Raw genomic sequence first — 22,059 nt, 5'->3', positions numbered from 1 at the left:
TACCCCAAGTGTTACGCTTGCGCCTCTGCCGCCTCCAGCCGTTCCAACGCCTCCATCCACAGCTCTTCGGCGCGTTCCACCGCATCCTTCAGCTCGGCGTATTTCTTCTGCAGCATGACGCCTTCGTCTTTCCGATCGGTAAACAGCGTCGGGTCGGCCAGCCGTTCCTGCAGCTTTTCTTCCATCGCTTGCAGCTTTTCGATCCGCTCTTCGCCTTTGCGGGCCTCGGCGCGCAGGGCAAGGATCTGATCGCGGCTGGCGCGTTTGGGGGCTGCTACTTTGGGCTTCTCAGCCTTTGGCGGCGTATCTGCAGCCAGCAGCATCTGGCGATAGGCCTGCAGATCCTCGTCGTAGGGTTTCACTGCACCGTCTTTGACCAGCCACAAACGATCCGCGACCATCGACAACAGGTGCATATCGTGGCTGACCAGCACCACCGCGCCGCCATAGGCGCTGAGCGCCTCTACCAGTGCCTCGCGGCTTTCGATATCTAGGTGGTTGGTCGGTTCATCCAGGATCAACAGCTGCGGCGCGGGCAGGGTGGCCAGCAGCAGCGACAGCCGCGCCTTTTGGCCGCCAGACAGACGCCCCACCTCTGTTTCCGCCTGTTCCGCCATCAGGCCAAAGCCCGCCAGTTTCGCCCGCAGTTTGCTGGGGTGTTGATCGGGCAGTTCCCGTTGCAGGTGCTGCAGCGGGGTTTCATCGACGTGTAGCTCATCCACCTGATGCTGGGCAAAGAAGCCGATGCGCAGCTTGCCGGATCGGTTGATGCCGCCTTCCAGCACCTCCAGCCGGTCAGACAGCAGTTTGGCCAGCGTGGATTTGCCCTGACCGTTTTTACCCAGCAGCGCGATGCGGTCGTCCTGATCAATGCGCAGGTTCAGCCGCCGCAGCACAGGCGTGCCGTCATAGCCGACGCTGGCATCCTGTGTGGAAATGATCGGCGGTGACAGGGTTTCTGGTTCAGGGAAGGTAAAGACGGTGCGCGCCGCATCTTCGGGGGCGCGGATGGTTTCCATCTTTTCCAGCATCTTCACACGGCTTTGCGCCTGTTTGGCCTTGCTGGCCTTGGCCTTGAAGCGATCAACGAAGCTCTGCAAATGCGCACGCTGCGCCTCTTGCTTCTTCGCCGCTGCCGATTGCACAGCCCGTTGCGCCGCACGCTGCGCGGCGAATTGGTCATAGGGGCCAGTGTAATAGGTCAGCTGCCGCCCCTCCAGGTGCAGGATCGACCCGACAGCGCGGTTCAGCAGATCGCGGTCGTGGCTGATGATCAGCACCGTGTGGGGGTATTTCGTCAGGTAGTTTTCCAGCCACAACGCACCTTCGAGGTCGAGGTAGTTGGTCGGTTCATCCAGCAGCAGTAGGTCAGGTTCGGCAAACAGCACCGCCGCCAGCGCCACGCGCATCCGCCAGCCACCAGAGAAGGCCGAACAGGGCATGCGCTGTTCTTCGGCATCAAAGCCAAGGCCGCGCAGGATGTTGCTGGCGCGCGCCTCTGCCGACCAGGCGTCGATATCGGCCAGTCGCGTCTGCACCTCAGCGATGCGGGCGGGATCGGTTGCGCTCTCTGCCTCGGCCATCAGGGCGGCGCGTTCGGTGTCGGCGGCCAGAACCGTGTCAATCAGCGACACCTCATTGCCCGGCACTTCCTGCGCAACACCGCCAATGCGGGCGCGCGAGGGCAGGTCGATAGAGCCGCCATCCAAATGTAGGTCGCCGCGTATCAGCTTGAATAACGTGGTTTTTCCCGCACCATTGCGGCCGATCAGGCCGACCTTGTGGCCGGTGGGAATGGTGGCGCTGGCCCCTTCAAACAGGGGGCGGCCTTCGATGGAATAGCTGATGTCTTGGATCCGTAGCATAAAGGGCGGAGTGCCAGAGAGAGGCGGGCAAGTCAATCTGCGGTACACCCAATAGGACCGAAGCCTGTGACGGTTGCGAAACCGCGCTCTTTATCACACTCCTAATCGCGCCTGTGTCTAGATCACGTATAGTTATTGTGCGCAACTGACGGGTGTAAAACCCTTGCAGAGTGTGCAACGGCGGCGTAGCACAGGCGGGTGCATCTTTGTGGTCAAAGCGCAGCTGCGACTTATCTAAGGTGACTGTCCCCCCGCATGCAGCACGTTTGAAAGGATCACCAATGACAGCCGGCGCGCGCAAACCGCATCTGTTGACGCTGATCCTGCTGACATCCGTTGCGGTGATGTCGCTGAATATCTTCCTGCCCTCGCTTGGGGGGATCGCGGCAGATTTTGGCGTCAGCTTCACCATGGCGGCGCTGTCAATCTCGGGGTTTTTGCTGATCTCGGCAGTGTTGCAGATGCTGATGGGGCCGCTGTCTGATCGCTATGGGCGCCGTCCGGTGGTTCTGTGGGGTGTCGCGGTGTTTACGCTGGCCTCTCTCGGCTGTGCATTGGCAGGCGACATCTGGACGTTTTTGCTGTTTCGACTGGGGCAGGGCGGGATCGTATCGGGTATGGTCCTGAGCCGTGCGGTGGTGCGCGATGTCTATGACCCCCAAGATGCGGCCAAACGCATTGCCCAGATCGGCGCGGCGATGGCATTGGCACCGCTATTGGGACCCGCGTTGGGGGGCATTTTGGATAGCCTCTTTGGCTGGCGATCCGTCTTTGGTCTGTTGGCGCTGTCGGGGCTGGGGGTGTTTATCCTGTGCTGGTTTGATCTGTCAGAAACCAACACCAACCGTCAGGCCAGTTTTGCCGCGCAGTTCCGGGCATACCCGCTGGTTCTGCGGTCGGGGTTGTTCTGGGCCTATAGCGGCATTCTGGTCTTCTCGCTTGGTGGGTTTTACGCCTACCTCGCTGGTGCGCCGCTGGTTGGCGAGGATATCCTGGGCCTGTCGACCCCGATGGTCGGGATGCTGATGGGGGCTACAGCCGTTGGGTTCATGGCGGGCAACCTGATCAACACCCGTCTGGCGGTGCGCACGGGCGTGTTGCGGATGATCATCTATGGGCGCTGGGTGTCGATGCTGGGGTGTCTGGGCGCAGCGGTGGTGCTGGCCATAGGACTGGTCAACCCGTTTGTGATTTTTGTCGGGGCGGTCTTTTTGGGATTTGGCAACGGTTTGACCCTGCCGGGCGCGAATGTCGGGGTGATGAATGTGGCACCGCATCTGGCGGGCTCTGCCTCTGGCCTCTCTGGCGCGCTGGGGGTGGTGGTCGGCGCGATCCTGACGCCGCTCGTCTCCTCAATCGTGGATGGCCAGAACGGGGCTGCGATCTTGATGCTGTCGATGGCCACCTGTGGTGCGCTGGCACTGATCTGCGCGCTGCTTATCCCGCGGCTGGAGCGCCCATAAAGCCAGCGCCAAATCCTGCGTTCCGAAACGGCGCGCCAAAGAAGGTGATCGCGAAGCCTATCAACAGGCTTTTCAAACGCCATTTCCCGTGCTAGCAGGCGCCAGAATTGAATTGGCCGGGCGTGGTGCCTGGTCTTTGACCTTTGAGGATACTCCGATGGCTGTACAGCGCACTTTCTCGATCATCAAACCCGACGCAACCAAACGCAACCTGACCGGCGCCATCAACGCCAAACTGGAAGCCGCTGGCCTGCGCATCGTTGCACAAAAGCGCATCCACCTGACCAAAGCCCAAGCTGGCGTTTTCTACGCTGTGCACGCTGAGCGTCCCTTCTACGACGAACTGTGCGAATTCATGGCGTCCGAGCCGATCGTTGTTCAGGTTCTGGAAGGCGAAGACGCCATCGCGAAAAACCGCGAAGTTATGGGCGCAACCAACCCTGCCGAAGCTGCCGAAGGCACCATCCGTAAAGAGTTCGCTCTGTCGATCGGCGAAAACTCGGTTCACGGTTCCGACGCAGCTGAAACCGCAGCGGTTGAAATCGCATACTTCTTCTCCGGTCTGGAGCTGGTAGGCTAAGCCACCCGCCCTAACGGTTGATGAGATTAAGAACGCCCGTGACCTGATGGTTACGGGCGTTTTTCTTATGCGGCGTTCTGGTAGGGCTTTGCCCTCTGTGTTCAAAATGGGATTTTGACCGCATTCACCCAGAGTATTTTGGGAACATTGAAAGATAGGGGGGAGTTGTCCGGTCTTTCATTGTGGTTTTGTGGCGGCTAGCCTTTGGGGAGTTTTGAAGGAGGGGGCGATGGTGAAAGTCGCATTGGTAACCGGCGCGGCGCGCGGGATTGGGTTGGAGACGGCGAAGCAGTTTTTGGCAAGCGGTTGGTCGGTGGCGTTGATCGACTGGGATGCAGATGAGCTGGCGGCCGCAACGGCGGATCTGGGCGCGCAGGCGGCAGGGTTCGTCTGTGATGTAAGCGATCCAGAGGCTGTAACGGCGATGGTTGCCGAGGTGCTGGCGCGGTTCGGGCGTTTGGACGCTTTGGTCAATAACGCTGGTGTGGCAGAGTTTGGTCCGATCGAAGACTGTGATTACGCCATGTGGAAACGGGTGATGGCGACCAACCTTGATGGGGTGTTCCTATGTACGCAGGCGGCGGTTCCTGCGCTGAAGGAAACGCGCGGGGCAGTGGTGAATATCGGCTCGATCTCGGGCTTGCGGGCCTCCACGCTCAGGGTGGCTTATGGCACCTCCAAGGCGGCGGTTATTCATATGACCAAACAGCAGGCGGCAGAGCTGGGCGAATATGGCATTCGCGCCAATTGCGTTTGTCCCGGGCCGGTGCGCACCAAGCTGGCGATGGCCGTGCATAGCCCCGAAATCATTGCGGCCTATCATGACGCCATCCCCCTCAACCGTTATGGCAGCGAGGCGGAGATTGCTGGTGTGATTACATTCCTATGCAGTGATGCGGCCAGTTACGTGACCGGTCAGGTGATCGCCGCAGATGGCGGGTTTGACTCTACCGGTGTGGGCCTGCCGGCGCTGCGTGATTGATGGGCGCGCGGCTGCATATTCCCAACGCGGTGGCGCGGCAGTTGTGGCTTGACAGTCACCTGTTGTTGGCACCACCGACGGGGCCGCTTGATCTGCCACAGATGATTACCCGTTTGGGGTTTGTGCAGCTGGACACGGTGCAGGTGGTGTCGCGCGCGCATCATCATATCCTGTGGTCGCGCCATCCGTCCTACCGTGAGGCGATGTTTGATCCGCTGTTGGCGCGTGACCGCGCGGTGTTTGAACACTTCACCCATGACGCCTCGGTCCTGCCGATGCAGTTTCTGCCCTATTGGCAGCGCCAGTTCCGTCGTAAGGCGGAACAGATGGGCAAAGCGGGCTGGTGGAAGGGCCTGCCCGGTGAAGAGGCGCGCGCTGAGATCAAGGCGCGCATTGCCGCAGAGGGCGCGCTGTCGACCCATGCGTTTCAGTCCGGTCCCAAATCCAAAGACCACGCATGGGCCAAGAAACCGCATAAGATGGCGTTGGATTACATGTGGTATGCGGGCGAATTGGCGACCTGTTATCGGCAGAACTTTACCAAGTATTATAATCTGCCCGAACGTGTCTTCCCTGATGCGCTGCGCCAGCGGCAGGTGACGGATGGGGATCAGGTAGATTGGCTGTGTCGCGCCGCACTGGATCGGCTGGGGTTTGCCACGGCAGGCGAGATTCAGAAATTCTGGGACGCGATGAGCGCGGCAGAGTGCAAGGCATGGCTTGACGCAGCAGCGCAGGATCTGGTGCCGGTGGAGGTCGAGGGCGCTGCGGGCCAGCGTTGGCAGGCCTGGGCCGCACCGGATATTGAGGCGCGGATCGAAGCGCTGCGCGCGCCGGTGCAGCGGATGCGGATCCTCAACCCGTTTGATCCGGCCATTCGGGACCGCGACCGACTTGAACGGCTGTTTGGCATGGAATATCGGGTCGAAATGTTCGTGCCCGCGGCCAAGCGGCGCTATGGGTATTATGTCTACCCGCTGCTGGAGGGCACGCAGTTTGTCGGCCGTGTTGAGGTGACCGCAGATCGCAAGGCTGGGCAGTTGACACTGAGGCAGATCTGGCCTGAGCCCGGTGTGCGCTGGGGCAGGGGGCGGCAGGCGCGGCTTGAGGCAGAACTGGGCCGGTTTGCGCGACTGGCGGGCTGTCGCTATGACGCGGCCAGCGCCTAGTCTGCCAAGGGACGTACGCCGATTTCGTTCAGGATTTTTTTCGACTGTGTGTGGCAATTCACCAGCGGGCGCGGTTGCAGGTACCTTGGCAGCCGCGGCCTTGATCGTGTCAAAGCGTTTGCGCAGCGCCTTCTTCTCGTCACCCTGACAATCGTTCCACGGACGGCCCTGCAGCCCCATGACCATAGCGTAATACCCGATGAAGTGGGGCTTTGATCCGCTGAGCAGCAGGCGTTTGTAGGCCTCATCCGCGCCCAGATCGCGCAGCTGGTCGGCATTCATAATACCGGCGCGGGCAAAGCTGGCATCGCTTTTGGGACCAAGGTTGCGAATGGTGCTGACGGGATCGGACATGCGGTTTTTGTAACCCATGCTGCGAGGGGCGTCACCCGTCAGTGTGGCCTAGATCATCGCGAAATCCGTGAAGACAAAAGGCTGCGGTGCGCCGCGTTTGCCCTGTTTCGGTTCCTGCGGCGTCGCCACCGCGCGTTGATGCGGGGATTTTTGCGGTTTTTGAGCATCTTGAGACATGGAATGTCCTTTCCTTGCTACAGAGCGCCAATCTGACCAACTTGGCGGCCTCACCTTGCAGGGGCCTAACCCGGGACGGCGCGATCCCGTTAGGTTCAAGGTAGCCAAAAACTATGGCGACATTCAGGCGTGCAGAGGCCTAGGCGAAATGCCCAAAGGGTGAGTGGGTGGGCAAAAGGTTAGTCCAGTCACCGACAAGAAAAGGCCGGAGGATTGCGCCCCCGGCCTTTGTTTGTGTGTTTTGATGAAAATTTAGCCTTCGATCAGGCACTCACCGTATTGTTCACGCAGTTTGTTTTTCAAAACCTTGCCTGTGCCGCCGATGGGCAGGGCGTCGGTAAAGATCACCTTGTCAGGGATTTGCCATTTGGCGATTTTGCCATCGTAGTAGGCCAGCAGTTCTTCTTCGCTCACCGATTGACCTTCGGCCAAGAGGGCGATGATGACCGGGCGTTCGTCCCATTTCTCATGACGCGCAGCGATGGCAGCGGCGTTGGCGATGGCGGGGTGGCCAACGGCGATGTTTTCCAGCTCTACGGTCGAAATCCATTCACCACCGGATTTGATGATGTCCTTGGAACGGTCGCGGATGATCATGTAGCCATCGGGATCCACAGTGGCGACATCGCCCGTGTCGAACCAGCCATCGATGGTCAGCGCGCTTTCCTCAACCATGAAGTAGTTTTCCACGATCCAGTGGCCGCGGATCTGCAATTCACCCTGGGTGACGCCATCATGGGGCAGGATGTGGCCTTCGTCATCGACCAGACGCAGCTCGACGCCGAACGGTGGGCGGCCCTGACCTTCGCGGATTTTGTTCTGCTCCTCGACGCTGAGGGCATCGTGTTTCTGCAGCAGGTTGTTGACGGTCCCTAGCGGGCTGGTTTCGGTCATGCCCCATGCGTGGATCACGGTGCAGTCGTATTTGTCGCGGAAGGTTTCGATCATCGACGGCGGGCAGGCAGAGCCACCGATCACGGTGCGTTCCAGCGACGGCGCGGTCGACCCCTTTTCTTCCAGTGCGGCCAACAGGCCCAGCCAGATGGTTGGAACACCCAGTGCCAGCGTGATCTTTTCGTCGTCGATCAGATTGGCCAGGCTGGCACCATCCATGTTCGGGCCTGGCATGACCAGCTTACAGCCGTTGGCGGCGGCGATATAGGGCACACCCCATGCGTTGACGTGGAACATCGGCACAACGGGCATCACGGTGTCACGCGCCGAGATGGCCAGACCGTCAGGCTGGTTGCCCGCCAGCGAGTGCAGAACGGTCGAACGATGCGAATACAGAACGCCCTTGGGGTTGCCGGTGGTGCCGGAGGTGTAGCACAGCGACGACGGCGTGTTTTCGTCGATCTCGGGCCAGACATAATCCGCATCGCCCGACGCGACCAGTTCATCGTAGAATTTCAGGTTTGGAACCTGCGCGGCAAACTCTTCGTTGCGCGGGCCCATCAGAACCACATGTTTAACGGTTTTCAGATGCTCACCCAGTTTCGCCGCAACCGGCAGGAAGGTGGCATCCAGAAACAGGACCTGATCTTTGGCGTGGTTGATGATGTAGATCAGCTGTTCGGGGAACAGACGCGGGTTGATGGTGTGGCAGATCATGCCCGCACCTGCGACGCCGAAGTAGATCTCAAGGTGGCGGCGGTTGTTCCAGGCGATGGTGGCACAGCGGGCGCCTTTTTCCAGCCCCAGGCTTTCCAGTGCCGAGGCCAGCTGGCGAGCGTTCTGTTCTACCTGACCCCAGTTTGTGCGCTCGACACCGCCGGTGGTTTCAACCGAAACGACCTCTGTGTCTGCGTGGTAGCGGGCGGCATGTGCCAACTGCGAGCTGACGGTCAGCTGCTGATGCATCATCGAACCAAACATGAAATCCTCCTCAAGATCACACATGTAATTTTTTGCGTGTCCGCTGTGTTGAGAAGTTGAGGTGCGGTGTCCATTGATTTTGATCAAAACGCCGCGTCATTTCCGCCGCGCTGCCGCGTGTTGCCTGTTGGGGCAAATATCAATGCCGTAGAAGTCGCAAGTTGCGCCGCAACATAGTGCGCCGCATCGCTGGGGTTGTTGATGCTATCCACCTTTTGAGCGAAATTGAATGGGTCACATTTAACGCATAGGGTGTGCGATCTATCTGCTTGACCATCGCGCGACCGCGTCCTAAGCAAAGACCACTGGGGGCCTGTAGCTCAACGGTTAGAGCAGAGCGCTCATAACGCTTTGGTTGGGGGTTCAAATCCCTCCGGGCCTACCAGTTTTCCACGTAATGTGCCTGATCAGGTGTGGTTTCGTGTATGTCGAAAATATTCGTTTTTCATCATATTTAATGCCTAAATTTGCATTTTAGCGCGCCGCGCAACCGCTGCGGGCGACAAACCCTGCAAAAGATGGCATTCCCATACCTTTGAACCTGCATTTTCGGTGCAGTTTTACCTGCTGTCGCCTCAAACCGTCGGGGAAGGCGTCGTTGTTTAGTAGGTCTAAAACTGTGTCCGAGTGAAAATGTATCTGGTGCTGACCCCAAGTTCCCAACCCAAAGCCAGCCACGTGTTTTCCGCGCGAACCCTCCACGCGCGCTGCAGCAAATCTGCTGTAGATCGGACATTGCGGTGGTCGCTGTCCTGCCTGTCGGCAATGCGATCCGTTCCCCCCAACCCGGCATCACGCATTGCGTTTGCCACAGATAATTAATCAGTAAAGGCCAAGAGTATGACCATCAAAACCCGTCTTTCTCTGACTTTTGTTCTGATGTCAGCGCTGTTCATCGGTATCGGTGCGCTGTCTCTTTACGAACTGCGTCAGGTCCAGCAACGCGGTGAACATATCGTCGCAAACGATGTGGTCGCGTTGCAGAAAATTGACGACCTCGCAGCTGTGCAGGCCAAGATCGAAACCAGTATCCGCAATTATATGCTGATCGAAGATCGCGACCTGCGCAAAGGACTGAAAGCCAACCTTGCAGAATTGAAGGAAAAACAAGAGGTGCTGCTGGCCGAAGCGGAACTGCTGGCTTATGGCCCTGCGGATGCTGCAGCCGAAGCAGCCGCTGTTGACGCCGCCGAAAATGCCGCCGCCGCGGAATTTGCCGCCGCAGAGGCAGCGACATCCAAACGGGTGCCGGTTGACCCTGTCATGGCGGAGTTTTTAACGCGCTACTCCGAGCTGAAAACACAGACAGAACGCATCAACAAAAAGGTGCAGAACGTGCTGGTATTCGGCAGCAAGGACATGGCGGGCACAATTCTGGTGCAAGAGGCGACCAAAACTGATGCCGCGATGGAACAGCTGCTGACAGAGGTGTTCGCGCAAAAGAATGCGGCGATGCAGGCCTCGGTCGCGGAATCGCAGGGTATCTATGACGCCGCCTTTATGCAGGTGGTGACGCTGGTCGCCATCGCGGTTCTGACCGGTTTGATTAGCGCAGTAACCATTGTGCGCTCGATGAGCCGTGGATTTGCATTGGCCATCGGGCTGAGCAAAGACGTGGCGCAGGGCGTTCTGTCGCGTACCGTAGAGCACAAGGAAAAAGGTGAATTGGCCGATCTGTTGAACAATCTCAACGATATGGTCACGAACCTGCGCGATGTCGTTACCAACGTGTCCGAGGGCGCACGCTATGTTGCGACCGGCGCCAATCAGATGGCGGAAGCTTCGGTTGGGATTGCTGACGGTGGCTCAAAGCAGGCGGGCGCGACCGAAGATGTGTCTGCCTCCGTCGAAGAAATGACTGCAAACATCAGCCAGACGGCCGAAAACGCGCAGGAAACTGAACAGATGGCGCTGGCCTCTGCCGCCGAAGCGCGTGACAGTGGCGCCGCGGTGAAAGAGGCGGTGGACAGCCTCAACACTATCATCGACCGCATTAACGTGGTGCAGGAAATCGCCCGCCAGACCGACCTGTTGGCGCTGAATGCCGCTGTTGAGGCCGCGCGCGCAGGTGAACATGGCCGCGGCTTTGCGGTTGTGGCCGCCGAGGTGCGCAAGTTGGCAGAGCGCAGCCAGGAAGCGGCTGGTGAGATTTCGGCGCTGTCGTCCGGCACGCAGGGCGCTGCCGAAAAGGCGATGAAAATGCTGGACGGTCTGGTGCCCAACATCGAACGCACTGCTGAACTGGTTTCGAATATTTCGAACGCCAACGGTGAGATTTCGCAGGGCATGACGCAGATCAACCATGCGATCACCAGCCTTGATGATGTGACGCAGGAAAACAACGCCGCCTCCGAAGAGATGTCCGCAACCGCCGAAGAACTGGCTGCACAGGCACAAACTCTGCGTGACACGGTTGGTGCATTCCGTCTGGATTGCGATGGTGGCGACATCGAGTGTCAGGAAGCGGCCCGTAATTTGGCCGGTGACGCGGAAACCGCGCCCGCACCGCAGCAGGCCGCCGCCACCACAGTTGCTGCCACTGCTGAGGCTGATCCGGTGATTGACCTGTCGATGGATGATTTCGACGACGGCGAAGAAATCGACTTCACGCCCGCCAAAACAAAAGCGGCATAACCTAAGCTGGCTGGCGGCGGAACCTGCGTCGCCAGCCTCCTTTCGTCGATGGCCCCGCGACGGCAATTGTAAAACGAACGCACCAAATGACGTTTGTTAAAACAACGACTAAAACTGACGCGCCTTCGTCCCGCGCTGCGTCTGTCTAGTAGAGAGTGTATGACTATGAGAGTAACGATTAAGACGCGCCTGTCGCTGACATTGATGGCTTTGACGCTAGTGATCGCCGGGATCGGTGGTTTGGCAATCTATGAAATGCGCGCGATGAACAAAGCCAGCGACAAGATTGTCGCACGCAATTTTGCGGCCTTGAAAGAGGTCGAAGAGCTGGCGAACGTGCATGAACGTATCCAGACGCGGATCCGCGACTATTTGCTGGCTGACAGCCGCAAAGAGCGCAAGGAAATGAAAAACCAGATCAAAGAGCTGACGGAATCGCGCAAAGATCAGGTCGCCGCAGCGGTGGAACTGCATAGCGGCTTCGCAATTGCGGACGGCGTCAGCGAAGAAGCGCTGGAAAAAGTCGGCACTGCGGATGCGCACGGGGATGTGTCGGCGCAGCATGAATTGGCTATGCTGGCGTTTCTGGAGGAATATCAGGCGATCTCGAAAAAGATCGATCGGGTGAACCGCAATGTTATGCAGATGCTGGGGGTCGGTGGCGCTACGATTGCGGCCAACCTGCTGCGCGAGGACAACAAGAAGAACTACGAGCGCATGAGCGCGCTGGTGGATGACACGCTGGATAAGGAAAACGCCCTGCTGGACAAGGCGCTGGCAGAAAATGTCGCGTCTTTTGAAAGCGTGATGCAGCTGTTGATCGGCGCCGTGATCGGTGGCGTTGCGATTGCCATTGTGATGGGGCAGGGCATTGTTACCGCCCTGGCGCGTGGGATGAAGCAGGCGATCGAATTGTCCAGCGATGTTGCGGGTGGCGATCTGAGCAAAACAATCACCCACAAACAGCGCAATGAGCTGGGAGACCTGCTGAACAATCTCAACGAAATGGTCACGAACCTGCGTGGTGTGGTCACCAACGTATCCGAAGGGTCGCGCTATGTTGCGACCGGCGCCAATCAAATGGCGGAAGCTTCGGTTGGGATTGCCGACGGTGGCTCAAAACAGGCGGGTGCGACCGAAGATGTGTCTGCCTCCGTCGAAGAAATGACCGCAAATATCAGCCAGACGGCCGAAAACGCGCAGGAAACTGAACAGATGGCTCTGGCCTCTGCCGCCGAAGCGCGTGACAGTGGTGCCGCGGTGAAAGAGGCGATGGACAGCCTCAACACCATCATCGACCGCATTAACGTGGTGCAGGAAATCGCCCGTCAGACCGACCTGTTGGCGCTGAATGCCGCTGTTGAGGCCGCGCGCGCAGGTGAACATGGCCGCGGCTTTGCGGTTGTGGCCGCCGAGGTGCGCAAGCTGGCGGAGCGCAGCCAGGAAGCGGCTGGTGAGATTTCGGCGCTGTCGTCCGGCACGCAGGGCGCTGCCGAAAAGGCGATGAAAATGCTGGACGGTCTGGTGCCCAACATCGAGCGCACTGCTGAACTGGTTTCGAATATTTCGAACGCCAACGGTGAGATTTCGCAGGGCATGACGCAGATTAACCATGCGATCACTAGCCTTGATGATGTGACGCAGGAAAACAACGCCGCCTCCGAAGAGATGTCCGCAACCGCCGAAGAACTGGCTGCACAGGCACAAACACTGCGTGACAGCGTGCGTTATTTCCAACTGGAAGATGGCGACGTGTCTACCGCCGTAGATCTGTCCGAACTGCCAGATGACGCCGAGGAGGTAGCCGTGGGCGAGGACGCCGCCACCTTCGATATGGGCGAGGATGCGGGTGAAGATCCCTTCGCCGTTGCCGAGGGTGGTGCAGATATTGATCTGTCGCTGGATGATTTCGATGGTGAAGAAGACGATGTTGATTTCACCCCGAGCAAATCAAAGGCTGCGTAACCTTTTACGATAACCTGCCGGGGCCGCCCACTGGGCGGCCCTTGGCGTTCTACCGTCTGCCTGATTGCCATCTCATGCTCATGCGCTCAGGCTGCGGTTTTTTGTCCTTTTGGTCGCTGGCAGTGCCGCATGCTGCGGGAAAGCGCGGAATGCGAATTGATCTTTTGCGCGCCTTACTCTAAGGGGAACGGGAACCTTGCAGGCTGGTCCATGATTTTTGGACTGTGCCTTTGCATCCGCCAGTGCAGCGCCGCTGCTGTTCGTCAACCAGCTACCCTGTAAAAAAACGAAAGGTAGAAACATGGCTGAAAACAAGACGCCCGACATTCTGTATACAATTGTAGACGAAGCGCCCGAGCTGGCCTCCGCCTCCTTCCTGCCGATCATTCGCAAGTTTGTATCGAGCGCCGGAATCACTGTGGGTACCCCTGACATTTCGCTGGCCGGCCGCATCATCGCGACCTTCCCGGAAAACCTGACCGATGATCAGCGTCAGTCCGATGATTTGGCCGCACTGGGTGAGCTGGTAAAGACCCCCGATGCCAACGTGATCAAGCTACCCAACATCTCGGCCTCGGTACCGCAGCTGGTTGCCGCGATTGAGGAATTGCAGGGTCAGGGCTACAACATCCCGTCCTACCCCGAAGCGCCTGCAACAGACGCCGAAAAAGAGATCCGCGCCCGTTACGACGGCATCAAAGGTTCCGCCGTGAACCCGGTTCTGCGCGAAGGTAACTCTGACCGTCGTTCGGCAAAGGCAGTAAAGAACTTCGCCCAGAACAACCCGCATTCGATGGGCGCATGGGTTGCCGACAGCAAGACCAAAGTGTCCTCCATGCCTGGCAACGACTTCTACGCAAACGAAGTTTCCGCCACCATCTCTGCCGCGCAGGCCGGTGATGCGAAGATCGAATTCGTTGCTGCTGACGGTTCCGTCGCCGTTCTGAAGGACAGCTACCCGCTGGCCGAAGGCACCGTTGCGGACGCGACTTTCATGTCCGCTGCTGCACTGGGTTCCTTCCTCGCCGAAGCGATTGAAGACACCAAAGCAGACGGCACCATGTTCTCGCTGCACATGAAAGCGACGATGATGAAGGTGTCCGACCCGATCATCTTCGGTCACGCGGTCAAGGCATGGCTGGGTCCGGTTTGGGACAAACACGGCGACGCAATCGCGGCTGCCGGTGGCGCGGCCAACTCGGGTCTGGGCGCTGTTCTGGCGGCGATCGACATGCTGGCCAACGCCGATGAAATCAAGGCAGAGATTGCCGCGCTGGATCGTCCGTCCATGTATATGGTCGACAGCGACAAAGGCATCACCAACCTGCACGTACCGTCGGACGTGATCATCGACGCCTCCATGCCCGCCGTGATCCGCGCCGGTGGTAAGGGCTGGGACGAGGCTGGCAACAAAGGTGACACCAACTGTGTGATCCCGGATCGTTGCTACGCCACCGTCTACGACGAAACCATCAACTTCTTCAAAGCCAACGGCGCGCTGGACGTGACCACCGCTGGGTCGGTTGCCAACGTCGGTCTGATGGCCCAGAAGGCTGAAGAGTACGGTTCGCACCCCACCACCTTCGAAGCGCCTGCCGCAGGTACCATTCGCATCGTTCTGGCGAACGGTGAAACCCTGCACAGCCACGAGGTAGAGGCCGGTGACATCTGGCGTTCCTGCACCGTGAAGAAAGCGCCGATTGAAAACTGGATCGAACTGGCACTGGACCGTCAGCGTCTGACCGGTTCTGAGGCGATCTTCTGGCTGGACGCAAACCGCGCCCACGACGCAGAGCTGATCAAATACGTTCAGCCCGCACTGGAAGCCGCTGGCAAAGCGGACCTGTTCCAGATCATGGCCCCGCGTGAAGCCACCGCACAGTCGCTGAAAACCATCACCGCAGGCAACGACAGCATCGCCATCACCGGCAACGTGCTGCGTGACTACCTGACCGACCTGTTCCCCATTCTGGAACTGGGCACCTCGGCCAAGATGCTGTCGATTGTGAAGCTGATGCAGGGCGGTGGTCTGTTTGAAACCGGCGCTGGCGGGTCGGCCCCGAAACACGTTCAACAGCTGGTCGAAGAAAACCACCTGCGCTGGGACTCGATGGGTGAGTTTTGCGCATTGAGTGAAAGCCTGAACTTCCTCGCCGACGTCAAAGGTAACGCCAAAGCAGGCGTGCTGGGCGTCGCAGCAGAGGCAGCGACCCAAGGCATTCTGGACGACAACCGTTCGCCTTCGCGCAAGGTAGGTCAGCCAGACAACCGTGACAGCCACTACTGGTTCGCCCGCTACTGGGCCGAAGCACTGGCCGCGCAGTCCGATGACGCTGATCTAGCTGCAGAGTTTGCAGGCGTTGCCAAAGCGCTGGCCGAAGGCGAAGCAGCCATCCTGGCCGAACTGGCCGCAGCACAGGGTCCGGCAGCGGACATCGGCGGCTACTTCCGCCCGTCGGTTGAGCTGAAAGCCAAAGTGATGCGCCCCTCGGCCACGCTGAACGCGATCATCGACTAAATCTGTGCTGTTCCGGATCTGATCTGGGACCATGCACCCTAAGTTATGAAGCCGCCCGCGTTCGTGGGCGGCTTTTTATTTAAAACCGCTGTTTTAATTATGACCGGGCCTATTCTGAATGGCCCTGCGCCCGTAAGGGGGTGCAACCCTCTGTATCAATTATCCTAAAGGCGTAGGCGCTATGCTTGTGCGTGTGCGCGATCTCCTCTTGGTTGCCCCAGCCCTGCCTCAAGTGTGCCATAGTTAGTCATATATTTAGACTTCGGTGTGAAAAATCCGTCGATGCAATAGCATTGAGAGGCGGCATCGAAACAAGACTTTGAATTGGGCGCTTAGACGCTTCCGGGATTGGGCATTGCTATGGTGCAGACAGTTATATTGAACGCGACCAGTGGTACCTTTAACAGGGATGCAACCTCGTCTGGGAATGAGGTCAATCTGCTCGACGGTTCAACAGAGGTTGCGGGCGCTGACGGGCGGACCAATCCCTCCAGCGGTTCGGCGTTCTACAATCAGGAAATCACACTCAACTCGGATTTCACCATGACCTTCACGGCGACCGTCACTGGTGTGGACGGTTTCGTTGTGGTTTTGCACAACGATGCGGATGGCGCCGGTGCGCTTGGCGGCATCGGCCGTGACATCGGGGCAGGGGGCATCGACGATGGGATCGGGGTCGAGTTCGACACGTATCGAAATCGTCCACGGACGGGCGGGGACGAGGCCAACGATAATCACAGCAACATCGTGGACACTGACGGGGCGATTTACAATTCCTCGGCCAATATTTCCAACCCCAACAACAACCTGCCCGTTGATCTGAACGATGGCGCCCCGCACAGCTACCAGATTGATTGGGATGCCAGCACACGGACGCTGACCTGGACAATTGACGGGCAGCAAATCGGATCGCAAACCTTTACCGAGGCGGAGCTGGATCAATACCTGACAGCTGATCGTTCCGTCTACGTTGGGGTGACCTCCGGCAACTTCCTTGATGGTGATGCGCAGCTGAAGGACGTCACGCTGACCGGCGGTTTTGTCTGTATTCACGGCGAAGCGCTGATCGAAACGGATCAGGGTGATGTGTTGATGAAAGAGCTGCAGATCGGTGACTATGTGCGAACAGATCGCGGCACACATGAGGCGATCCGTTGGATTGGGTCGCGTCAGTTGACCCGCGCGGACATGCTGGCAAACCCGAAACTATTCCCTGTGCGCATCAAGGCTGGTGCATTGGGGCAGGGGTTGCCGGTGCGCGATCTGTTGGTGTCGCGCCAGCACCGTATGAAAGTATCGTCCAAAATCAGCCAACGGGTGGTTGATTCAGCGGATGTGCTGATCCCCGCATTTCGTCTGGTTGGGCTGCCGGGTATTGAGGTGGCCACTGATGTGGACGGCGTCAGCTATTACCACGTTCTGTGCGACAATCATGAAGTGATTTTTGCCGATGCCGCACCCACGGAAACCCTGCTGCCGGGGGCGGAGGCATTGAAGGTGATGAGTGCAGAACAGCGCGAGGAAATCCACGCGATTTTCCCGGATCTGCGCATCATCGGCGGCAACTGGCGTCCTGCATTCCCGATCCCTGAACCACGCCATCAGAAACGGATCGTTGCCCGTCATCTGAAAAACAACAAGGCGCTGCTGGCCTTCGCGGCCTAAGCGGATGACTGGACAGGTTGCTTGACAGATGGCCTGTGGCTCTTTCTATGGGGCCAACTGTTGATCCAGATCCAAGGCCTGCCTTATGACCACCCTCACCATTGATCCCCAGCGTCTGAAAACCCTGCGCAAGGCGCGCAAAATGGGACGCCCTAAGCTGGCGAAGCTGGTGGGCATGACCGAACGCCAGATCACCAAACTGGAAACCGCCGCAGCAGGTCCCGCAACCGCGATGGCAGAACCTGCGGCAGACCGCCTTGCCGCCGCACTGCATATCCCGACGCTGGTGCTTACTGGTGAGCTAGCACTGATTGAAGAAGACCTGCAGCAGGTGCAATCGACCTGCACCAGTGGTTGTTGCGGCTAATCCTTTTGGACGCGGCGCGCTAAACAGAGGTCTACGCGTCACGTTTTTTCTTTGGCTCATTCTCATTCTGCGCTAAGAGCGCGTGCATAGCGGTTGCGCGTTGCCCCGCCTTGATTGCACACCTTGCGGCTATGGTTTCCAAGCTGACGTCGCATATCGCGGTTGCGTGATCTGGGCGGGAAGTGATTGCACTTCTGTCCAGAATGGTATACGACCGCATACAAATGAGCCTGCCCCCAGCTTGCCACATCCCGCATCGTGAATGTGGATAGGGCTTTCGAAACACCAAATCGCTAGGAATGTCATGAGCTTGTACACCGACTACCTGAATGAGATTGCCACTCGTAAAGAGGAAGGTCTGAACCCGAAACCCATCGATGGTGGTGATCTGGTTGCAGAACTGATCGAACAGATCAAAGATCAGGGCAATGAGCACCGCGAAGACTCGCTGAACTTCTTCATCTACAACACCCTGCCTGGCACCACGAGCGCCGCAGGTGTGAAGGCCGCGTTCCTGAAAGAGATCATTCTGGGCACCGCCGAGGTTGCAGAGATTTCGGTCGAGTTTGCTTTCGAACTGCTGTCGCACATGAAGGGCGGTCCGTCTGTCGCGGTTCTGCTGGATCTGGCGCTGGGTGACGATGCCGCCATCGCCGCACAGGCGGCTGAGGTTCTGAAGACCCAAGTGTTCCTCTACGAGGCCGACACCGACCGTCTGGACGAAGCGTTCAAAGCAGGCAACGCCGTCGCCAAAGAACTGCTGGAAAGCTACGCCAAGGCCGAGTTTTTCACCAAGCTACCCGAGGTTGAAGAAGAGATTAAGGTTGTCACCTATATCGCTGGTATCGGTGATATTTCCACCGACCTTCTGTCGCCTGGTGCCGAAGCACACTCGCGCGCGGACCGTGAACTGCACGGCAAGTGCATGATCACCCCTGAGGCGCAGGACGAAATTCAGGCGCTGCAGAAACAGCACCCCGATGCCCGCGTGATGCTGATCGCTGAAAAAGGCACCATGGGCGTTGGCTCGTCCCGTATGTCGGGCGTGAACAACGTGGCGCTGTGGACCGGCAAGAAGGCATCGCCCTACGTGCCCTTCATCAACATCGCGCCTGTTGTGGCCGGCACCAACGGCATTTCGCCGATCTTCCTGACCACCGTTGGCGTGACCGGCGGTATCGGCATCGATCTGGACAACTGGGTCAAGAAAACCGACGCTGACGGCAACGTCGTTGTGGACGAAGACGGCGAAGCGGTTCTGGAAGAGGCCTATTCGGTCGCAACCGGCACCGTGCTGACCATCAACACCAAAACCAAAACCCTGCATGACGCAGACGGCAAAGAGCTGAAAAGCGTTGCCGCCGCCTTCACCCCGCAAAAGGTGGAGTTCATGAAGGCCGGCGGCTCATACGCTGTTGTCTTCGGCAAGAAGCTGCAAACATTCGCCGCCGCTGCGCTGGGTCAGGAGTTGAAATCCGCCTATGCACCGTCGAAAGAGGTGTCTGTAGATGGCCAAGGCCTGACCGCTGTTGAAAAGATCTTCAACCGCAACGCACTGGGCACCACCCCGGGTGTCACCCTGCACGCTGGTTCCGACGTGCGCGTCAAGGTGAACGTTGTTGGGTCGCAGGACACGACCGGCCCGATGACCGCGCAGGAGCTGGAGGCGATGGCCGCCACCGTGATCTCGCCGTCGGTTGATGTGGGCTACCAGTCCGGCTGTCACACTGCATCCGTTTGGGACAAGAAGGCACAGGTCAACATCCCCAAGCTGATGAAATTCATGAACGATTTCGGTCTGGTTACCGCGCGCGACCCGAAAGATCAGTACCACGCAATGACCGACGTTATTCACAAGGTGCTGAACGACATCACCGTGGATGACTGGGACATCATCGTTGGCGGCGACAGCCACACCCGTATGTCCAAAGGCGTCGCCTTTGGTGCGGACTCGGGCACTGTTGCGCTGGCGCTGGCCACCGGCGAAGCGGCAATGCCGATCCCTGAGTCGGTCAAAGTGACCTTCAAGGGCGAAATGGCCCCGCACATGGACTTCCGTGATGTGGTACACGCCACGCAGGCGCAGATGCTGGACCAGCACGGCGACAACGTCTTCCAAGGTCGCGTCATCGAGGTACACATTGGCACGCTCTTGGCGGACCAAGCGTTCACCTTCACCGACTGGACCGCAGAAATGAAGGCGAAAGCCTCTGTCTGTATCTCCAACGATGAAACCCTGATCGGCTCTCTGGAACTGGCCAAAGGCCGTATTCAGGTGATGATCGACAAGGGTATGGAAAACGCCGTTGGCACGCTGCAGGGTCTGATCGACAAAGCAGATGCGCGTATCGCAGAGATCAAGTCGGGTGAAAAACCGGCCCTGACCCCGGATGACAACGCTAAGTACTTCGCCGAAGTTGTGGTGGATCTGGACCAGATCGTCGAACCGATGATCGCAGACCCCGACGTCAACAACGACGACGTATCCAAGCGTTACACCCACGACACCATCCGTCCCGTGTCCTACTACAAGGCTGAGAAGAAGGTTGATCTGGGCTTCGTTGGCTCGTGCATGGTGCACAAGGGCGACATGAAGATCGTGGCGCAGATGCTGAAGAACCTGGAAAAGGCGAACGGCAAGGTCGAATTTAACGCGCCGCTGGTTGTGGCCGCACCGACCTACAACATCATTGATGAGCTGAAAGAAGAGGGCGACTGGGACATCCTGCAGCGCTACTCGGGCTTCACCTTTGATGACATGTTCCCGAAAACCCAGGCCCGGACCGAGTATGAGAACATCCTCTACCTCGAACGCCCTGGCTGTAACCTCTGCATGGGTAACCAGGAAAAGGCGGCCAAGGGTGACACCGTTCTGGCCACCTCGACCCGCCTGTTCCAAGGTCGCGTTGTAGGCGACCTGCCCGAGAAGAAGGGTGAGAGCCTCTTGGCCTCGACCCCGGTTGTGGTTCTGTCGGCCATTCTGGGCCGCACCCCGACGCTGGAAGAGTACAAAGCGGCTGTCGAAGGCATCGACCTGACCAAATTCGCGCCGCCGCTGCAGGTTCCGTCGACCACCAAGTCGGCCCACTTCTAAAGCGCTAAAGCTAAAACAGAAAACCCTCCCCAAATCGGGGAGGGTTCTTTCGTTTGACCAGTGCGGGCGCATTGAGGCTGCGGATTGGGCGTACCAAGGCGCGTTACCTAATGGCGTCGATGTGGGGATAGACGGGCGCACCAGTGGGCGCTAGCCACGATCTAGCGGTGTTGTGGGGCGTTCGGGGGATATGACAGGGTGAGGTGGCCCAAACGGTTGCGTCTGAAGCTGTGCGGTAGATGCAGCGCTAAACATTTCAGCATTATTGGCTGATCAATGGCTGTCGATGTTTAGAGAGAAATGGCTGGGGTGGTAGGATTCGAACCTACGGTGCGCGGTACCAAAAACCGGTGCCTTACCACTTGGCTACACCCCAACTTGTGTGGCGGTTTTTACGTAATGCGGCGGGGGGGTGCAAGTCCTCTTTTAAGAAAAAGTGACAGTTTTTTCGCAAAAAATTCCGACCGATTTCTAGGGGGGCTTTAGGGCCAATAAATCTTGGGGTTTGCGGCGTTGGTGTGAAAAAAGAGATGTTCTTTTTTGTAAAGTCAGAGGCTTAGATCAGCCCCTGTCTTGCGGGGAAACGCTGTATGCAATGCGACGAGCGCCAAGAATCGACCGATATTTTGATTGAAAACGCGCTCAATCACGAATCCCGTGAGGATTTGCCGAACACTGCGACTCGTTTCGCTGTGAAACGTGCCGCACTCGGGCTGGGTGTCTTGATAGGGCGCTTTGGCTAGGGCTGTGATGGGCCGTCACGACAGGCGGACTAGTCTTTGATTTCTTCGGGGGTGACGCCCCACAGTGCTTCTTTGGGGGCCCAGCCGCGATAGCCTCCAGCATTCAAGCGGCACCAGTCCAAAGTGCATTTTTCCATACGCGCAATGACGCCACGCTCTAGTCGTGCGGTGACGGCTGATTTCGGATCCGGGCGGATATTCAGTGCCAGCAGGTCTTTATCCACGATCACATGCCGCGCGCCAGACAAGAGGGCGTAGTGTATCCATCCCCCCGCGCCGTCGCGGTCGCGTACACGGCGCCAGTGGCCAAATTCTGCTGTCACCTCAACAGGCATATTGCGGCGTTTGAACACCCAGTCGATTCGATGGGTCAGGGACGGACCACGGCGCACGTTGGCCTCTGCCGATTTGACCGAGACAAAACGCGGCAAGGGCAGATTCGTGACCGGGCCGCGCTCTTGGGCGGTGGCGGTCTGGGGCAGCATTGTCAGCGGCACCGAGAGGGGCACAGATAGGGACAAGGCGGCCGCAAGGGCAAAAAACAGGCGACGTCGAGGCATAACGACAACGCTCCTTCGGGGTTGGCGGGGGCGCTTTGTTTCGGCGTT

At 58.6% G+C, this 22,059-nt stretch carries 14 protein-coding genes, 2 tRNA genes and 1 pseudogene; 11 read left to right on the top strand and 6 right to left on the bottom strand.

Annotation, left to right across the window (positions count from 1 at the left end; genetic code table 11):
• Positions 1 to 11: 11 nt before the first annotated feature.
• Complete coding sequence (locus TM5383_RS10670) at positions 12 to 1,865, bottom strand: ABC-F family ATP-binding cassette domain-containing protein (RefSeq protein ID WP_058319023.1); 1,854 nt, start codon at positions 1,863 to 1,865, stop codon at positions 12 to 14.
• Between the two features lie 281 nt (positions 1,866 to 2,146).
• On the opposite strand from TM5383_RS10670, the gene TM5383_RS10665 reads away from it, so the two are divergent.
• The 4 genes from TM5383_RS10665 to TM5383_RS16985 all read left to right on the top strand — a co-directional run bounded on the left by TM5383_RS10665 (position 2,147) and on the right by TM5383_RS16985 (position 6,059).
• Positions 2,147 to 3,328 carry a multidrug effflux MFS transporter gene (locus TM5383_RS10665; protein ID WP_058319022.1) on the top strand — a complete coding sequence of 394 codons (1,182 nt, stop codon included), beginning with the start codon at positions 2,147 to 2,149 and terminating at the stop codon, positions 3,326 to 3,328.
• A 157-nt stretch (positions 3,329 to 3,485) separates the two neighbouring features.
• On the top strand, positions 3,486 to 3,908 hold the full coding sequence (gene ndk, locus TM5383_RS10660; RefSeq protein WP_058319021.1) for a nucleoside-diphosphate kinase: 423 nt from the start codon (positions 3,486 to 3,488) through the stop codon (positions 3,906 to 3,908).
• 229 nt (positions 3,909 to 4,137) lie between these two features.
• A complete protein-coding gene (locus tag TM5383_RS10655; protein ID WP_058319020.1) occupies positions 4,138 to 4,890 on the top strand; it encodes an SDR family NAD(P)-dependent oxidoreductase in 753 nt (250 codons plus the stop codon).
• A 101-nt stretch (positions 4,891 to 4,991) separates the two neighbouring features.
• Positions 4,992 to 6,059 (top strand): winged helix-turn-helix domain-containing protein, encoded by a 1,068-nt coding sequence (locus tag TM5383_RS16985; RefSeq protein ID WP_306345457.1) that lies wholly within the window; start codon positions 4,992 to 4,994, stop codon positions 6,057 to 6,059.
• A gap of 87 nt (positions 6,060 to 6,146) precedes the next feature.
• Here the strand turns inward: TM5383_RS16985 and TM5383_RS16980 are convergent.
• The 3 genes and pseudogenes from TM5383_RS16980 to TM5383_RS10645 form a co-directional block, all read right to left on the bottom strand.
• Positions 6,147 to 6,413 (bottom strand): annotated as a pseudogene (locus TM5383_RS16980) (TfoX/Sxy family protein); the annotation flags it as partial.
• Between the two features lie 48 nt (positions 6,414 to 6,461).
• A complete protein-coding gene (locus TM5383_RS17090; protein ID WP_268807755.1) occupies positions 6,462 to 6,590 on the bottom strand; it encodes a hypothetical protein in 129 nt (42 codons plus the stop codon).
• A 252-nt stretch (positions 6,591 to 6,842) separates the two neighbouring features.
• Positions 6,843 to 8,465: a long-chain-fatty-acid--CoA ligase gene (locus TM5383_RS10645; protein ID WP_058319018.1), complete on the bottom strand. Its 1,623-nt coding sequence runs from the start codon at positions 8,463 to 8,465 to the stop codon at positions 6,843 to 6,845.
• 309 nt (positions 8,466 to 8,774) lie between these two features.
• On the opposite strand from TM5383_RS10645, the gene TM5383_RS10640 reads away from it, so the two are divergent.
• The 7 genes from TM5383_RS10640 to TM5383_RS10610 all read left to right on the top strand — a co-directional run bounded on the left by TM5383_RS10640 (position 8,775) and on the right by TM5383_RS10610 (position 20,708).
• Positions 8,775 to 8,850, top strand: a tRNA-Ile gene (locus tag TM5383_RS10640).
• A gap of 455 nt (positions 8,851 to 9,305) precedes the next feature.
• A complete protein-coding gene (locus tag TM5383_RS10635; protein WP_058319017.1) occupies positions 9,306 to 11,099 on the top strand; it encodes a methyl-accepting chemotaxis protein in 1,794 nt (597 codons plus the stop codon).
• Positions 11,100 to 11,258: 159 nt separating this feature from the next.
• Positions 11,259 to 13,064: a methyl-accepting chemotaxis protein gene (locus TM5383_RS10630; protein ID WP_082645457.1), complete on the top strand. Its 1,806-nt coding sequence runs from the start codon at positions 11,259 to 11,261 to the stop codon at positions 13,062 to 13,064.
• Positions 13,065 to 13,365: 301 nt separating this feature from the next.
• Positions 13,366 to 15,582: an NADP-dependent isocitrate dehydrogenase gene (locus TM5383_RS10625; protein ID WP_058319015.1), complete on the top strand. Its 2,217-nt coding sequence runs from the start codon at positions 13,366 to 13,368 to the stop codon at positions 15,580 to 15,582.
• A 360-nt stretch (positions 15,583 to 15,942) separates the two neighbouring features.
• Positions 15,943 to 17,247, top strand: coding sequence for a Hint domain-containing protein (locus TM5383_RS10620; protein ID WP_058319014.1), 1,305 nt, complete (start codon positions 15,943 to 15,945; stop codon positions 17,245 to 17,247).
• Between the two features lie 85 nt (positions 17,248 to 17,332).
• Positions 17,333 to 17,614, top strand: a complete 282-nt coding sequence (locus TM5383_RS10615) for a helix-turn-helix domain-containing protein (RefSeq protein ID WP_058319013.1) — start codon at positions 17,333 to 17,335, stop codon at positions 17,612 to 17,614.
• 304 nt (positions 17,615 to 17,918) lie between these two features.
• On the top strand, positions 17,919 to 20,708 hold the full coding sequence (locus tag TM5383_RS10610; RefSeq protein ID WP_058319012.1) for a bifunctional aconitate hydratase 2/2-methylisocitrate dehydratase: 2,790 nt from the start codon (positions 17,919 to 17,921) through the stop codon (positions 20,706 to 20,708).
• A 301-nt stretch (positions 20,709 to 21,009) separates the two neighbouring features.
• Here the strand turns inward: TM5383_RS10610 and TM5383_RS10605 are convergent.
• Together TM5383_RS10605 and TM5383_RS10600 are read right to left on the bottom strand one after the other, a co-directional pair.
• Positions 21,010 to 21,084 (bottom strand) — tRNA-Gln (locus TM5383_RS10605).
• A 396-nt stretch (positions 21,085 to 21,480) separates the two neighbouring features.
• Complete coding sequence (locus tag TM5383_RS10600) at positions 21,481 to 22,011, bottom strand: SH3 domain-containing protein (RefSeq protein ID WP_058319011.1); 531 nt, start codon at positions 22,009 to 22,011, stop codon at positions 21,481 to 21,483.
• Positions 22,012 to 22,059: the final 48 nt, after the last annotated feature.

The organism is Thalassovita mediterranea, assembly GCF_001458435.1.
Classification (GTDB): domain Bacteria; phylum Pseudomonadota; class Alphaproteobacteria; order Rhodobacterales; family Rhodobacteraceae; genus Thalassobius; species Thalassobius mediterraneus.
Note: the sequence above shows the minus strand (reverse complement) of the source record. Positions and strands in the feature narration are given on the sequence as shown.